We start from the raw sequence: 17,252 nt of genomic DNA, 5'->3' as shown, positions 1-17,252 counted from the left end.
AACAACATTAAAATAATTTTTTACAACAAAAATCATACATAAGAAATATATACTTAATTTGCATATTGAAATAATTTATAGTAAATGACTATTTTTTCTTTTTTAAAAAATACCTAAGAAAACTAAACGCGACCCACCTACTTTTTCCATTTTTTTAAGATTATATAAATTATTATCTTTAAGAACAATCTTCGCGATTAACTGATAATTATCAATTTTAGTAATATTTTTATAACCACCAAGATTCTCAAGTACTTTACTACATAAATTACGATTTTTTTCTAATTGTAATTCATCTTCTGATTTTGCAACAATATTTACATATTTTCTTTTAATACCAATATAAAATAATCCAAAAAATATTGCTCCAAAATATTGCTCCAAAAGGAAGACCAATAGCTACTGCAACTCAAGATTTTGTACCCATTCCAAAGGCATCAGGAATAATACCATACATTAAAAAGTCAACAAAACCACCTGAAAAGGTTGAACCTAAATTAGCACCTAAAAGGTTAGTTGCCAATCAAACAAGAGCTGTTAGTGGTACATAAATAATAAAATATAATCCTGGAGCAGCAAAGAAAATTGGTAACTCAATCGCTTCGGTTACACCAGTAGTCGCTGCGATGATTGCTGGAATGCCAAACTTATAAAAACTCCCTAAACGATTACCTCTTTTAGTTGCTAAGATAATTGCACCAGCAATAGCTGGTAAACAAAACATCATAATGGGAAATCTACCAAACATATATTTTCCAGCATTAATTCCCAAATTACTAAAAACATTAAACGGTAATTTTAATTTTTGAATTGCTAATCAAATATTTTGATCTCCAAAAACAGATTCACCATCTTTAAAAACACTATTAAAAAGTCCCATATTTGCAGTCTTTTTAAAATATTCTTTTAAAGTTCCCGTAAATGTTTCTCCCGAAATGGTAAATGTAGCCTTTAAATGAGAACTCAAAATTTCATTATTAATATACTTATTTGTTATATTCTCAGCAAGGTTTAATTTTTGGAGCGCTATTGCAATATTACTGTCACCAGTTATTGTTTCAATACCTTTAAAAATAGTATTAAAAAAATCCATATTACCACCAGTTGCTATAAAATATTCCTTTAAAGTTCCCGTAAATTGTTGATCTTTAAAAATATAAGTAATTACTGAATCAGGACTTAAAGTACCCCCAACTGGTGTTCAAAAAAATAAAGCATTAAGTAAATTATGGAATCCAAATGGCATTGTTGCTTTTTCAACAAAACCATAACTAAAAGAATCCAATCCAGAAGGAGCATTACCAATGCCATTACCCAATGCCATTACCCAATGCCATTACCCAATGCCACTACCCAATGCCATTAATCCTTTATAAACATACGGTCATAATAATAGAAATCCTAACGATAATAAGATGATTAGCGGAATAATTATTACATTTACTAAACGAGTTTCATTAAATAATTTAAATTTACTACTTATCTCGATTTCACCTAATTTATTGTGAATAACAGCAACAATGGCACCAATAATAAGACTAGAAATAATACTTGTATTTAATTGCTTAAATCCTAAATTGGAAACTACTAAACCAGCATCCAAAATATCATGAAATCAAAGAGCATGTTGTTTACTATTAGTTTCTTTAATAATTAATCCTTGTAAGACAATAAAAGTAAAATAAGCAATAAAGACAGTTATTGATGTTTCAACTTTATTTTTTCTTTTAGTAAAAATAATCGCTACTGAAAAAGCAAATAAAAGTGACAAATTATCAAATACTACTTTACCCAAACCATCAAAAATATTACTAACTTCTAAGTTACCACCCGCATTAGAAATAATGGCTCCCAGAGCCCGAAGCAATCCTGCTACCGGTAAAAGTGCTATTGGTAAAAGAAAACATTTAGAAGTTTTGTTTAAAGAATTTTTAATTACTCCTCAACCTGTCTTTAACTTGATAAACATTTTTTCTGACCACTATTATTTAATTTTTTATTATATTTTTGCATACAAAATTCCTTTCCTTTTAATAAATTATTAAGATTTCTTAATACCAACAATCGCCTCCTTTTCTACTTCTGAGACATTAATTGTTAATTCCATACGGTGATGTCCACCTAAAGAAAACAATAATTCACCAACATTAAAACGAGAAATACTATTTTTCTCAATTTCAGAAATCCCACCATACGAACTATACAATTGTTCTAATGCTGTTAAATCATGCGGTGATAACTGCAAACATTTTAAATATTGAACCCCATTGATAATAGCTGTAGTTTCTCTTTTAATTTCATCATCACCAACAAAATCATTAATATTTTGCGTAATAATATTCATCATGCCATTATATTTACGAATTCGCTTTATCATTGAAAACATAAAGTATAAAGCACTAGGATATTTTTTATCAATTAGTAAATGAGCTTCATCAACAGTAACTGAAATTCATCGCGGACTTTCATTAGGATGCGCTTCATTTCAGTTTTTATTTTTTCGCACTTGTGACTCAATATATTTTAAAATTAAAAATATTTGGGCATTAATAATCCGTTTATTACCAGTTTCTGTTAAAGTATATAAATCAAATACTAGTAAAAAATTATTATTATGTTCAATCGTTGAATAACCATTCCATAATTTAGCATCAATTCCTCCTGTTGCAAAACGAGATAAGATTAATGATAAATCCTTAAATATTAATTGTTGCGTTTTCTCATATTCCTTTTGTGCTAAATTATATAAGTCATTCATTATTGGAAACATATTTGCTTTTAAACTATTAAAATCAGTTCTTCTTGTAATACAAGCATTCTCATATAGTTGAAAAATAAGTTTCATTAATTGAACTTTTTCATTACGATTTAAACCTCCACAAGCTAACTCTAAAAATTCTTCTAAAAATTGCAAGTGAGCCGTTAAAGGATCTTCATTATCATCTTCAAGATTATTAAATATTCGCAGGGGATTAATTTTTCCCTTTGTTGATTTACCAACATCAATTCATACACCATCATGATATTTAGCTAATTGTTGATATTCGCGTTCGGGATCAATAATAATAACTTTTTTACCAGTTGAAATTTGTCAATTTAATTCTTTTTTAGCTAAAAATGATTTTCCACTACCACTTGTCCCAATAATTAACTGATTAGAATTTTTCCGTTTTTTATCACGAACTGATTGGTCAAAAAATATGGGATTATCATATCCCCCTGTTCCTAAAAACAATCCTGTACTATCATTCAAATTATTAGTTACAAAAGGATATGATGCTCCTAATGTTGATATTGGCATTTCCACACCATTAGTTTTAAATAATGGGTCTTGTTGTTTTAAAACAATTGCTCCTAAACCATCAAACTGCTGATATATTAAACTATCAAGTTTAAAATCTAAAACTTTACACAAGTCTCGCAAATTATAGTCAACCGAAATTAATTGCTCATAACTATTGCCATAAGTCATAATTAATAGATTAGTATCAATTAACTCTTCCACACCACTAGCAACAGCATCCATCAAATTATTAATTTGATCAATATTAATTAAAATTTCTTTTTGGGAAATTTGCTTACTAGTTCCTAATAAATTAGTTTCTAAAATATTTCGGGCCTTTTCTAATTGTTTCTTTTGTTTATACTTACCAATACGATTAATATTTAAAACAATAGTACTATTCTTTAACATTGATAACTGTTCTAACCAGCGATTACTAACTACTAAAGGATATTCAAAAATATTATGAATATGCAAAAAGACATTATCATTAACTTGTAAATTATTACGATTAAACTTTGCTTTATGATAAGCAAATAATTTTGATAAAATTTGTTGATGTTCTTTAATATTAGCAACATCTAAATCCACTTGTGGATAGTAAATGTTATAAAGTACTTTAGTTGATTCAATACCTGTAAGAATTTCACAATTAATATTGGCAATATTAATTTGATTAATAAACAATTTTGCTTGATTAATCAAATTCTCATCATCATAACCATAAATAAGTAAATATCAGTTAGATTCACTTAATTCTGGCAATGTTTCTAATAAATTATTAGTTTGATAATAATCTGCTAACTGTTGTACCCGAGCATTATATGCCTTAAAAGTCATTAGTTTTTTTTCATATAATTGTTTAGCATTCTCGCCATAATTTAAAAGTGCTACTTGTTGATTTTTTAAATTAAGTGATTTTTCTAACTTAACTAATGAACAATCTTTTTCTAATGTTCTTAAAGCATTAGCGAATGCCTCCATATGTTTTGATTGGATGTGGTCCTCTAATAAAGAAATATTAAAACCTTCAAGTTTAATCCCTAAAACTACTTGATTTACAACTTTTTTATCTCTTTTAAAACTATTAGAAACAGTTACATACCGCCCCTTAATTTTTTGATACGGAACTAATAATTTAGGATTATTTTTTCCTTTACTATTATAGGATTTATTAGAAAACCAATATTTAAAAATTAGTCATAAAAATTGATAACCCTTACGCCGATATTTAACTTCAAGTACTAGCAATAAACCAAAAATTCCTAAAATAATAATAACAATAATCTTTACTCACAATGGTAACGAATTCATTGTATAGTAAACCAAAGTAATAAAACCACAATAAAATAATAATACTACGAAATCAATTAATGTTACTCATTTATAAATTACTAATTTAATTCGTTTTAAATTTTTTAAAACTAAATTCATTATCTTCTCCTTTCTAAACTGCACTGCATTAATAAGGAGTTGTAGTGAATTGCTAACTTTAAAAGTATTAATAAATTAATACTTTTTGTTAATAAATCTTTATATCATTCATCTAAAGTTTTGTATTATTATTTGTGTCTGTTTTGCTACCAGTTGAAAAAATAAATTTATTTTGCTGTTGTTCTTCTGTTTCACTATTGGTAAACTCCACAGGACTAGTAGGTACTGTATATATGCCACTATCAATACTAGTAGTTGATAAACAAGGATTTTTACTAAATTCTAATAAATTATTTTCCACACCTTTATCAGTATCTAAGTGTTTTTTTATAGTAGTTGTAACCAAAGTCTCTAAAAAATTGCGAAATCTTTTAAGATTATGATATTTTTTAGGATCATTATTAATAAGAACGAATAACTCACTAATTTTTTCTTTTTCATCTTTTTCAATAATCAAGTTACTACTATCATTAAGCGTTTGTAATTTCTCCATTGTTAAAATCAAAACTTTCCGATACTCATCATAATTATCATTTTTAGCAAAAAATATTGCTCAGTCAATAAGTCTAACTTTATGTTCTTGAGATAAAAAATTTAATCCTAAATTTTTTAAAATAAACTCTAAATCATTTGCTGAAATAATTGAATCATTAATTGAATAATCACTTAAGATTTTTCCCATTCAATTAGTTATTAACCGTTCAGAAAATGATTCTTTTAAATAAATAATTTTATTTGTTTGACAATAAGTTTTAATTTTAGTTAACAATTCTAATGGCGTAACTGAACAATTAGGTTCTTTATAATTAATAACATCTTTAATAAATCCAAGAGTTTTAGAGTCTTCATTTTGACAATGAAAATATGCTTTTTTAATAATAACAAGATATTTCTTAATATGAAATAAAAACTTAATAAACTGAACATTATTAAAAACACCAATTTTAATTTGTGAAAGTTTAAACTGATTAATTATCAATTTCTTTTGCTTATCATTATCTTCTTCAATTTTATTTTTAGCCTGAGCCATAACTTCTGTTATCGTTTCTATTCTTGTTGCAGTTTTTTTAACATTAGCACTATTAGCAGTATTATCCTCAATTTTATTCTCAATTTTATTCTCAGTTTTAATTTCCGTTTTACTACTACTTTTAATATCTGAACTAACATTATAACTTTCAATAATTCAATTAGTATCATTACTACTAGCATTCTTTTCAATATCATCAATTAATTTTAAAATTGCATATTCAGATTTATTTTTTACTAATTGTAATATTTTTGTACGAATAAAGCTATCACGGTCTTTAACTAACTCAATAAAAATATCTGAAAAATTATATTCAATACAACTAATAATTAAAATTCGTATTAATTGCTCATAATATGTTAAAGAATTTCGCCGCGTTCTAAAATTTGCAATAAAGATATTTAATCCTTTTACTATTTCACGAAACGATAAATCATTTTTTCATAATATAAAATCTTTGATTACTCGTTTTTTAGTTTCATTACTAACAAGAATATTTTTAGATCTTCCTAATACAGTTTGTCATTTTTCACTAACAAAATCAGCAATTTTTTCATAATATTCATCAAAAGCAATATTTAATTGTAAAGAAGTTAACGGTCGTAATCGCAATGTATAATTGAAGTATTCACTAATATAACTTGCCGAGTTATCACTACTAATCTTATTATTTTCTATTGCATCGCCAACACTAGATAACAACTTTCTTTCATCAATTAGAATAATATATTTAATATTTTTCTTATTTAAAAATACTCTAATAGAGTTTAATACATCATAAAGCTCACTAGATATTAATTGATCTAAACCATGAAAAACAAAAATTATTCTTTTAACTTTGTCACTTTTTTCTAATTTTTGTAATAGCAACAACATATGATTTTCATAATCATAATTTGTATCTAAAACACTCATCTTCATTATTTTAGCACTTCTTTGTTCATTATAATATTGCCCTCAAATTGAAGTAAAAGCAATTGTAAATAATCCTAGTCCGGAAACAATACTATATTCTTTAAAAACAAGAATTAATGATAGCATTGTAACTAAGATAAAAGCTCAGAAAACAGTAAACAAGAATAAACCTATTCTTACGTTTTTAAGACGCTTCTTCTGTTTATACTCAATATCATCAGATGTAAAATCAATTCTCTTACCATGTGCCAATCTTTCATTAGCCTTTTCAAAAAGAAAATTATGCATTTCTTGGGCGCTTAAAGTTTTGTTAGGTGGGTAAAGATTTGAATAATTTTGAAAGAAAAGCAACTAAAAATTTATTACCTTTTTACTTGAAAAATAATTAATAAAACAAAATATTTAATATTAACAAACATATTCTTAATAAAAGGTTATAAAAACTAAGTAAAATGCTTATAAAAACAACATTAAAATAATTTTTTACAACAAAAATCATACATAAGAAATATATACTTAATTTGCATATTGAAATAATTTATAGTAAATGACTATTTTTTCTTTTTTAAAAAATACCTAAGAAAACTAAACGCGACCCATTTCTTTAATAACTTTCTTTTTCAAAGATATTTGTTTATTATCACTTTTATCACTAAGATTTCAAACATTAATCCAAATAAATAAACTTTTTCTATTTTGAATATCACTACTAGTAATCTTTTTTTCTTCATTATTCTGTACTAATTTTACTAAAGAACTTTTACCAATTCCTCATTTGCCAAAAATTCCTAAAACTGAACTATCATATTCATTATTATTAATATATTGCTTTAAAAAAATAAATTCTTCTAAATAAATTTTATCTTTAATTTTATTAAATTCTTCAGCATTCTCTTTACTCTTTATAAAATGAGGCAAATCGCAATCATTTAATATTTTGGGTTTTTTCCTACTACTATCGTCTAGTAGTAATGAAGTACTATTATTATTTTTATTCATATTTCTTATTTGTTACTTTCTAATTTTATGTAATTTTTATTATTTTTTTGTTTTATAATTATTTTATAATTATAAGTTCAGCAAGATTTCAATTTATACATTTGAACGCTCATTATTTATAGATTTCCTGAGTCAATTAGTAAATTTTTAGCTTTTTGTTGTTTTAAAGACAATAAATTTTCACTAACTATTGGAAAACTATTATTACCAAATATTATTTTTGTTAATTGTTCCATACACTTTTGATTATTAAAATATTCTTCAAAATAAATGAGAAAAGTTTCAAATTCCACTTTATTAGTTATTAAATTTTGACCATTTATAGAGTTATCATAATTTTGTTTTATTTTTAAAAAAATATTTTTAAAATTTAAAGATTTATATTTACATATTTCTAAATAGATATTTGCAAAACTATTTTTAAAAACAGTTAAAATTAATAAAGCAATTAAATCTTCATAATTATTTAAATATTCTATTTCATCATTAACATTCATAATGAATGTATTTAAAAAATCAATAATATCAGAATAAACAAAGTTATCGTTTCACAAACAAAATTTCTTAATTAATGCTTTCTTAAATTCAAAATTCTTAAATCTAATAGTTTTCTTCTTCACTTTGAATTTGTAATATTTCATTCCAGTGCTGGTTCGTTAATGCTACTAAATGAATATTATTTTTATAATATTTATTAAAAGCATTACTCAAATCTATCTTATTAATAGGTCTTAATCTTAAAAAATATTGAAAATATTCTTTAACACATTTTATTAATTGATCATCTGATTGATTTTTTTCTAAAATAAAGTTTTTAAAACCCGATAACATTTTTTGCTCATCTAATAATATTAGATATTTAACATTATTTTTATTTAAAAATATCCGAATTGTTCTTAAAACTTCATAAATTTCATTAGCCGCAATTTGATCTAAACCATCAAAAATAAAAACAATTTTTTTATCTATTTTAGCTTTATTTAAAAAAAAGATTTTAATCTTATTTAATAAAGTTATTTTATTCATTCTATTTAATAAGGCTTCTAAATGTTCTTCATAATCATAATTTGATGTTAATAAATCTTGATCAGATTTTTTAGTTGTTATTTTTCCAGAAAAATATTGACTTCACATAAATGGAAATACTGAAGCAAAAATCCAAGCAACAGGAAGAAATGAACTATCAGAAACAAGTAACCATTTATAATGTAAATTTAAAATAAATAATATCGCAAAACTTATTAAAATTGCTAATGTTCCAAAAACCATTCAAGTTCTTTTTTTAAAAAAATGTTTTTTGTGAACATCACTAGGTTCATTATTAATACTATAATCTATTCTTCTACCATAATTAATTTTTTCTTTAAAATTATTAAAAGTTAAGCGATGCATTTCTTTAATAATTTTTTTCCTTAAAGAAAATTGCTTATTATCCTCATCTTCAATAATATTTCAGACATTCACATTAATAAAATAAGGTTGATTAACTTTATCTTCAATAAAACTTTCTTGAACAGATTTTAGTAAAGAAGTTTTGCCGGTTCCCATTGGGGAAAAAACTCCTAAAACTGAGCCATCATATTTTGAATCACTAATATATTTTCTTAAAAATACTTTATATTGACTTTTTTGATAATATTCTGAGTTTTCTCTCTTCGCTATAAAAGAAATATTATTATTTATATTCACATCCATATTTTAAAAAATTCCTCTCAATCTCATTATCTTAATATTTTTACTAAAAAAATTTAAAAATTAGTACAAATAAAATCATTTCTAATTCAGTATTAACTTAATAAAATACTTAACTATTAATCTTAATTACGAAGATTTAAAACAATTAATGGTGCTAATATGGAACTAAAAACTACTACTAATATTAAACTAGACACAAATACTATTTTATATCGTTCATATTTTCCAATTAAACTGTCATCAGTTATTAATAATTTTTTTATTTTTCCTGTTTTCGCACCATATGCAAACATTAAAAATGTAAATACCACTATTAAGGTACTACTATATGTAGCAAATATTATAAATAAACTTGTTGTCATATCATTACCTCCTTTTCTAACTTTATTACTGCGTTTTTAAAATTGTTACTATTGCTAGCGTTACTATAAATGAAATTTGTAATACTACTAATGCAAATCAGCATTTTTTTAATTTCAAATAATTTTCATTGTTAGTACTTTTTAATTTTCGTAATTTTATTCACAATCAATTAACAAAAAAAGTACCAAATATTGATAATAAAATGAATATTCCAATAACAATAAAAATAGTTTTTGACATTTTATATCTCCTTTTTCTATTTTCTAAAAAATAAGCAAAACTGACTAAATATTAAATTAATTTTGGAATATTTGCTTATTATTTAATAACTAATTTCAATTTTTTTAGTTTACAATTCAATATTGACATCATAATCTTCATACTCACTACTAAATCCAGAACTATCATCACTAACCTAATTTTCATAAATTGATTCAGAATTATCAGTTTCATCAATCGGTGATGCTTTTATCGCTTCAAAAGCAGACTTTCTTCATTGGTCTTCTTCTCAACGGCGTTTATTTTCAATTTCTCTTCTAATATTTTCTTCTTGAATTCTTGCAATTTCTTGATTTCGGCGTTGATCCTCTCTAACTCAACGATTAGAAACTTCTTGTCATCATTGATATTCTTTACTTCGTAACTCATCTTCTTGAATTTTTCGTTCATATTCTTGTAATCTTCGTTTATCTTCTTCTAATCGGATTGTATCTTCTTCTAATCGGATTGTATCTTCTTCTAATCTAATTTTATCTTCTTCAACAATTCTCTGTTGCTCATTAGTCATCATATATCCTCATTTTCTCTTAATTATTAAATTTTAATTTGTTAATTTTTTCGTTAAATTGTTAGTTTACGGCATTCTTAAATAACTATTAATTAATTTTTCAATAGCTTGATAACTATCATTATCATAAATGTATTCCCGTTCAATTTTTTCTCTTTTAACTGGTCATTGCTCACCCTCAATACCAGTTACAATAAAATCACCTTTTTTAAATATTACTTCGCCCTCTTTGGTAATAACAGTCCCATCTTCACTAGCAACAATAGCATCACTAATAATAAACTTTTTTATACCAATTAAGCAACCATTAGGATACTCCATTTTACAATTATCTTTCATTGCTAAAAATAGTTGTTTTGCAATTAATTGATCAATTTTTAACTCTTCAATTTCATTTGCTAAATTATGGATGAATTTGCAACCAATAATATCAAAGTTGCTACCATCAATATATGTCTTGTCATAAACAGTACGAGAAACTGGTCATATTTCTCCTGTTACATCACTAATAATTAAATCATTTACTTGATATTGTAAATCAGATCCGTAACTAGTTTGTAAATTTCCTGATTGTTTAGCAACAATAACTTTAACAAACGCCGGTTTCTTTATTAGCTTTACTTTGCTTCCTAAAAATTCCTGAGATAGCATCCTATTTTTCCTCCTTATAATTTTTTATTCATTTTTTTTAATATTTTTATTTATTTGTAATTTCTTATTTTTTTCTAGTTTCCGTTTTTTTTCTAACTTCATAGCAATATCAATGGCCATTTTCGGATGATTAGCAGGATTACTAGCTTTGACAACAAACATAGCTTTTTTAAACATCGTATCAACAACAACATCGTTTCGTAAAACTTTTACTTTATTACGGAAATTTTTTATGACACTACCAATATCACTTGATTTTGTTCCCTTAGTAATAATATTAATTAACTTTTGTGATGATAACATAAATGATAATCCCGCAATAATAATAATTAATTTAATTACCGCCTTAGCAATATAAATACCCTCTTCATCACCAAACTTCATCTTGCCACCATCAACAAAATCAATTAAAAGAAATATTCCTGACCTTGTAATTGTTATTGCTAAAAACATTCCTAAAACAAGAATAAAATTATTAATTACTTCTTCTTTTCAAAGATGAAAAGTTCTACCACCATCAGTTGTCATTTTAGAAGCAGCAAATGGTGCTAACATATAAAGAAAAACTAGTCTAAAAACACGAGTAATTAATAATAAGCCTAATTTTCCCATACAAACAGCAAAACCAACAAAACCAACAATTGGCAAAATAACATTATAATTACCACCAACATCCAAAATCCCTGGTTCACCAGTTATCTTATTTTTGATTCATCCCATATCATGAATTATATTTATCATTGTGTTTTGATATAAACTATCCTCTTGAATATTTTTAAAACCAAAATTTAATATTTCTTGAAACATATTAACAATAAATTTAAAGATAAAAAATAAAATCGGAATCGCTACAATTACCGCTGCTGCTTTTGCTGAATTTTTAATACTATCAACTACTTTTTGTTTCATTGTAATTGGTTCAACAGATAATTGAGCAGTAATAAAGTTACTAATTAATGAAACAATAATAACAACACCAGCAACAATAGCAAAAAATAATAATAGCGGTGCCATTTTAAAACTAGCAGTTTCTTTTGCTACACCAACAGAAAAAACATGATCCAATAAACTTTGATCGACAAAACTCATTACTAATTTTTCTAAAGCTCCCATAATAACTTTAGGTCATTGAACAAAGACAATATAAATAAGATACATTAAAGCTTTATTTATTGATTCACCGATATTTTCCAGAAGAAACTTAGTTACTTCTTTAAAGGCATCAGTAATTGGTTTTAGTAATTCTGATATATTAATTATTTTTCTCTCCTTTCAAATTGATAATTATTTATATTCAATCTTAAAACTACTTTTTAAGATTAATAATGATAACAACCATTCACATTAAGGAAACAGTAAAAGAAAGAAACGAAGTAATACAAATTCAAAATCAGTGATTTTGATAATATAGTTTTTTATTTTTCTTATTATGATTTTTATTTTTTATTAATTTATACAGCGAAAACATTATCATATAACAGTTAATTGATAGAATTAATGTTAAAACAGAAATACTATCCATAATATATTAAGTGACTATTTCAAAGAATATATTTCCATCTAGTGAGTACTAAATCCACAACTTGAGTTTTTGGTTTAAAATCCTCATTATTTTTACTAAATTCAATAATTACATTAATTAAACCAACAGAAGCATATGCCACAACTACACCAATAAACACTCATAATAGACCTTTTAATCAAGTACGCCGTTTCTCTGGTTTATCCTTAGCCCAAGCAATCATAATACCACAAATTATAGCAGCGATTATTGCTGTAATACCTAACAATGTATATAAAATATTAAAAACTTGTTGCGATTGTTTAGTGATAAATTCACTAACTTTATCACCCATACTTGCTCCTCTTTTTCTTTCAAATTTTTTATTTCTTAATTTTTAATATTAATCACATTCCAATATTTATATTCTTTCCAAATTTTTCTAATAACTAAATGATTATGAACACAACCACCTTTTAAAAATATTTGTTGATCTTTAAAATTAATGTTATTAATGTGAATTTTCTTATTACAAGTTTTCATATTGAATTGTGATTTTCAATTCATTTTTCTTCGTGTAGGGTCAGTCTCTTCAACCAAAACACTATATTGGCAAGTTTGACCAACACGAGGAATTTGAATTAGTTTATTTTGTTTAGTATTTAATATTATTTTAATTCTCTCTTTTAAACTCATATTTTATTCCTCTTTCATAAGAAAAAATTTATTGCAAGCCTATTCTTAAAATATTATATTTCTAAAAATAGTCTTAAAACTAACTGTTATTTAATGCATTATTTTATAAATTTACTTTATACATCCTCCTCTACTAGCTATGCTCCTTTCTAATAACAAGACTGCTATTTAATTAAATTTCATTAAGAATTTCTAATGAAAGATACTTTTAGAAACATATTTTTAGTTAAAGAAAAAAGAGATCTAGATTATATCTAGACCCCTGAAAACTTTATACGACCTATAAAGGAAAGTACATTTATGAGAATATTTTAATTTAAATAAAAATGGGGCGACTGATGGGAATTGAACCCACGAATGTTGGTTCCACAAACCAATGCGATAACCATTACGCCACAGTCGCCATATATAATGGTTTTTATTAACCGATAAAATTATATAACTATTTTAAAAGAATGTAAACTTATTCGTAAAAAAAGGTCGCGTTTAGTTTTCTTAGGTATTTTTTAAAAAAGAAAAAATAGTCATTTACTATAAATTATTTCAATATGCAAATTAAGTATATATTTCTTATGTATGATTTTTGTTGTAAAAAATTATTTTAATGTTGTTTTTATAAGCATTTTACTTAGTTTTTATAACCTTTTATTAAGAATATGTTTGTTAATATTAAATATTTTGTTTTATTAATTATTTTTCAAGTAAAAAGGTAATAAATTTTTAGTTGCTTTTCTTTCAAAATTATTCAAATCTTTACCCACCTAACAAAACTTTATGCGCCCGTAAAAAAAGGTCGCGTTTAGTTTTCTTAGGTATTTTTTAAAAAAGAAAAAATAGTCATTTACTATAAATTATTTCAATATGCAAATTAAGTATATATTTCTTATGTATGATTTTTGTTGTAAAAAATTATTTTAATGTTGTTTTTATAAGCATTTTACTTAGTTTTTATAACCTTTTATTAAGAATATGTTTGTTAATATTAAATATTTTGTTTTATTAATTATTTTTCAAGTAAAAAGGTAATAAATTTTTAGTTGCTTTTCTTTCAAAATTATTCAAATCTTTACCCACCTAACAAAACTTTATGCGCCCGTAAAAAAAATCGCTAAGATTAACTTAGTGATAAAATATATGGTTTTTCTAAATTATTTTTTAAAGTTTCTAAAAATTGTCCCGCATCATAAATATCAATAGCTCGTTGATCAACTGTTAATGTTATATTCATCATATGCCTAATAGTCACACTTTGACCATAAACAACAGGTTTTCTTAAAATCTTACCAATCCCCATAACCGCAACATTAGGATAAAAAATTGGTGAAATACCTGAATTTGCACCAACCATTCCAAAATTAGTAATAGTAATGGTACTACTACTACCAACAAGTTCAAGGTCATTTGTTTTCCTTGCCCGAATCCTTTGATCAGATTGCTCCATATCAGTTGCTAACTGTGCTATTGATAACTTATCAACTAATCTAATAACTGGAGTTTGTAAACCATCAGCATATTGTCGAGCAATAGCAATATTATGATATCTCTTAATAACTAATTCATTAGTATCAGCATCATAGCTAGCATTAAGTTTTGGATATTCTTCTAAACTTAAAGATATTGCTTTAATTATAAATACCATTGAATTCAACCGTGTCTTACTATTATTACTATGCAAAGACATCCTTTCACAAAGAGCAATAACATTATTCATATCAACTTCACAATTTAATGTTAAATGTGGAACATATTTATTACTTAATATCAACGCTTCCACAGCACTATTTCTTGCTTTTGAAAGCATTTTTCTAGTTTCTAAATGACCACTCTTTTGTTCAGCAGAATGATTAATTTCAATATTAACACCATTATCATTAGTTAAATTTTCATTCCTTAAATTATTTTCTAATGGGGTAATTAAATTTTGTTTAGCAATCTTTTCTAACTGTTCTTGAGATAATGAATTAAAAGATTGTTGCATATCAGTATGATAAAAAACCATTAATTGTGGATTAACAATTGGAACATATTTTGGTGGAATAAATACTGGTTGCTGAAAATAACTAGGTAAATATTGATGACCTGAATTTTCCAACATATTATTTATTCCTTGATTACTTTGTTGATTACTTTGTTGAGTATTTATATTTTCATCAGTTACTTCATCAATTAATTCTTTTAAATTTACTTCTGACTGAGAAACAGCAACTTTGTCTTGCTCAGTATTCTTTTCTTGATACCCTAATGGTTGATATTGACTTTTAATAGTTTCTTTAATTTCATTAGTTTCTAGTTTATCATCTACTTCTTCAGAAATTATTTTATTAATTTCTTCAATATTACTATCGTTATTAATTTTACCTTTTTGAATTAAATCAATTTTTTTATAAATAGTATTTCGAGCATTATCAACAAAAGAAGCATTTGCATCACTTGATTGCGTTTTACTTTCTTTAACTGTAGCAACTTGTTCTTGCAAATTATTCATTCGCTTCATAATTATTTCCCGAAATGATAACGGTTTTTCATTTTTCTTTATTAACTCTTCTGAAGTTGTTTTTGAACTTAAATTATTTTCAGGCAATGGAGTTTTTTCTTGAATATCACTTAATTTATTTAAAATTCTTTGACGAAATTTAGAAATACCAGATTCATTTTTTTCTTGCATATCACTAATAACACTATTAGAATTAATAATACTTTGTTTTTTTTCAATTACTTGATTTAACGATTTAGGTTTTGGCGTTGGCGTTGGCGATAATTTTTCATTAATAACTTTTTTTTCAAATTCTGCTGTAAAACCATTTTCTAAATGTGATTGATTTTCTGATAAATTAAATTTTAATTCTTGCTCTCGTTCTTCTAGTTCTTCTAGTTCTTCTCAATTAGAAAACAGCTTTTTTGATGACGATTTTATTGGTTTTACTGATTTTTCAGAGACAATTTCTTTCAACATAATCTTCATTTTAACAACAACATCACCGCGTTTAACACTATCACCCTCAGCAACAAATAATTTTTCAATATCACCATCAAATAAAGTACTAACGGGAATCTCTTGACCCTCACAGTTAACAAGCAAAATATTTTGAAAGGCTTTAACATGACTCCCTTGTTCAACTAAAATTTGCTTAATAGTACCATATTTACTTGGTAAATCATTTAACTTAATTTTAATCATTAAAGCCACCTCTTAACTTTTATCTTATTTTAACATTTATTATTATTTATTATATCAAATAATTTTATTAAAACGAATTTTTTACTACTTTTAAATAATATATTACTTTATTTTGTTTAATAAATTTCTTCTCATACTCTGTTAAAAACATACTAGATAAACTATCTTGCTCTTGAACTAATAATTTTCAATGAGAATCACTCCTCAAACTATTAATAGTAAAGTCAAATAATATCGCATTATCAGTACGAATTAAAATTTTACCAGCATCAACAAGGATATTTTTATATGCTAATAAAAATTTAGGATGCGTTAACCTTCTTTTATAATGTTTTTTCTTTGGTCATGGATCAGAAAAATTAAGATATATTTCGGTAATTTCATTAATAGCAAATATATTTAAAATATTATTAGCATCAATTTGAACAAATTTTAAGTTATTAGGAATTTTTTCTAATGCTACCACTTTCTTTACTGCTACCATTAATACTACTTCCGATTTTTCAATGGCAATAAAATTTATCATTGGATATTTATGTGCCATAGCAATAATAAAGTCTCCTTTACCACATCCAATTTCTAAATGACAAGGTTGAGTATTATTAAAAATTTTTGATGCTCAATTACCTTGATAAGTTTGGGGCTCTTGAATAACAATTTGATAATTATTTTTTAAAAATATTTTTGCTTGCGGATTATTTCGTAATCTCATATTATTCT

Annotated in this window: 17 protein-coding genes and 1 tRNA gene; all 18 read right to left on the bottom strand. The window is 24.8% G+C overall.

Features of this window, described 5'->3' with window-relative positions; genetic code table 4:
- Window positions 1-102 precede the first annotated feature (102 nt).
- Window positions 103-384: a hypothetical protein gene (locus AAHF53_RS01155; RefSeq protein WP_342189947.1), complete on the bottom strand. Its 282-nt coding sequence runs from the start codon at window positions 382-384 to the stop codon at window positions 103-105.
- Window positions 332-1,324, bottom strand: a complete 993-nt coding sequence (locus tag AAHF53_RS01150; protein WP_342189946.1) for a hypothetical protein — start codon at window positions 1,322-1,324, stop codon at window positions 332-334. Before AAHF53_RS01150 ends, AAHF53_RS01155 begins: the two co-directional genes overlap by 53 nt.
- A gap of 12 nt (window positions 1,325-1,336) precedes the next feature.
- Window positions 1,337-1,969, bottom strand: coding sequence for a PTS transporter subunit EIIC (locus AAHF53_RS01145; protein WP_342189945.1), 633 nt, complete (start codon window positions 1,967-1,969; stop codon window positions 1,337-1,339).
- 72 nt (window positions 1,970-2,041) lie between these two features.
- A complete protein-coding gene (locus AAHF53_RS01140; protein ID WP_342189944.1) occupies window positions 2,042-4,717 on the bottom strand; it encodes an Mbov_0397 family ICE element conjugal transfer ATPase in 2,676 nt (891 codons plus the stop codon).
- Window positions 4,718-4,829: 112 nt separating this feature from the next.
- Window positions 4,830-7,013: a P-loop NTPase fold protein gene (locus tag AAHF53_RS01135; RefSeq protein WP_342189943.1), complete on the bottom strand. Its 2,184-nt coding sequence runs from the start codon at window positions 7,011-7,013 to the stop codon at window positions 4,830-4,832.
- 234 nt (window positions 7,014-7,247) lie between these two features.
- Window positions 7,248-7,661: a P-loop NTPase fold protein gene (locus AAHF53_RS01130; RefSeq protein ID WP_342189942.1), complete on the bottom strand. Its 414-nt coding sequence runs from the start codon at window positions 7,659-7,661 to the stop codon at window positions 7,248-7,250.
- Window positions 7,662-7,777: 116 nt separating this feature from the next.
- The gene (locus AAHF53_RS01125) at window positions 7,778-8,215 is read right to left on the bottom strand and encodes a hypothetical protein (RefSeq protein ID WP_342189941.1); all 438 of its coding nucleotides are present in this window, start codon (window positions 8,213-8,215) and stop codon (window positions 7,778-7,780) included.
- A gap of 46 nt (window positions 8,216-8,261) precedes the next feature.
- Window positions 8,262-9,356 (bottom strand): P-loop NTPase fold protein, encoded by a 1,095-nt coding sequence (locus tag AAHF53_RS01120; RefSeq protein ID WP_342189940.1) that lies wholly within the window; start codon window positions 9,354-9,356, stop codon window positions 8,262-8,264.
- Window positions 9,357-9,478: 122 nt separating this feature from the next.
- A complete protein-coding gene (locus tag AAHF53_RS01115; RefSeq protein ID WP_342189939.1) occupies window positions 9,479-9,718 on the bottom strand; it encodes a hypothetical protein in 240 nt (79 codons plus the stop codon).
- A 25-nt stretch (window positions 9,719-9,743) separates the two neighbouring features.
- Window positions 9,744-9,959: a hypothetical protein gene (locus tag AAHF53_RS01110; protein ID WP_342189938.1), complete on the bottom strand. Its 216-nt coding sequence runs from the start codon at window positions 9,957-9,959 to the stop codon at window positions 9,744-9,746.
- A 175-nt stretch (window positions 9,960-10,134) separates the two neighbouring features.
- A complete protein-coding gene (locus tag AAHF53_RS01105) occupies window positions 10,135-10,506 on the bottom strand; it encodes a hypothetical protein (RefSeq protein ID WP_342189937.1) in 372 nt (123 codons plus the stop codon).
- Window positions 10,507-10,572: 66 nt separating this feature from the next.
- Complete coding sequence (locus AAHF53_RS01100) at window positions 10,573-11,157, bottom strand: hypothetical protein (RefSeq protein ID WP_342189936.1); 585 nt, start codon at window positions 11,155-11,157, stop codon at window positions 10,573-10,575.
- A gap of 24 nt (window positions 11,158-11,181) precedes the next feature.
- Window positions 11,182-12,315 carry an Mbov_0396 family ICE element transmembrane protein gene (locus AAHF53_RS01095; protein ID WP_342189935.1) on the bottom strand — a complete coding sequence of 378 codons (1,134 nt, stop codon included), beginning with the start codon at window positions 12,313-12,315 and terminating at the stop codon, window positions 11,182-11,184.
- A gap of 356 nt (window positions 12,316-12,671) precedes the next feature.
- The gene (locus tag AAHF53_RS01090) at window positions 12,672-13,013 is read right to left on the bottom strand and encodes an Mbov_0395 family pilin-like conjugal transfer protein (RefSeq protein ID WP_342189934.1); all 342 of its coding nucleotides are present in this window, start codon (window positions 13,011-13,013) and stop codon (window positions 12,672-12,674) included.
- Between the two features lie 35 nt (window positions 13,014-13,048).
- On the bottom strand, window positions 13,049-13,354 hold the full coding sequence (locus AAHF53_RS01085) for a hypothetical protein (RefSeq protein WP_342189933.1): 306 nt from the start codon (window positions 13,352-13,354) through the stop codon (window positions 13,049-13,051).
- A 327-nt stretch (window positions 13,355-13,681) separates the two neighbouring features.
- Window positions 13,682-13,757, bottom strand: a tRNA-His gene (locus tag AAHF53_RS01080).
- Window positions 13,758-14,468: 711 nt separating this feature from the next.
- Window positions 14,469-16,532 carry a 2-oxo acid dehydrogenase subunit E2 gene (locus AAHF53_RS01075; RefSeq protein WP_342189932.1) on the bottom strand — a complete coding sequence of 688 codons (2,064 nt, stop codon included), beginning with the start codon at window positions 16,530-16,532 and terminating at the stop codon, window positions 14,469-14,471.
- 67 nt (window positions 16,533-16,599) lie between these two features.
- The gene (trmB, locus tag AAHF53_RS01070) at window positions 16,600-17,244 is read right to left on the bottom strand and encodes a tRNA (guanosine(46)-N7)-methyltransferase TrmB (protein WP_342189931.1); all 645 of its coding nucleotides are present in this window, start codon (window positions 17,242-17,244) and stop codon (window positions 16,600-16,602) included.
- Window positions 17,245-17,252 lie beyond the last annotated feature (8 nt).

The sequence above is a fragment of the Spiroplasma endosymbiont of Dilophus febrilis genome (assembly GCF_964030685.1).
GTDB lineage: Bacteria > Bacillota_I > Bacilli_A > Mycoplasmatales > Nriv7 > Nriv7.
Note: the sequence above shows the minus strand (reverse complement) of the source record. Positions and strands in the feature narration are given on the sequence as shown.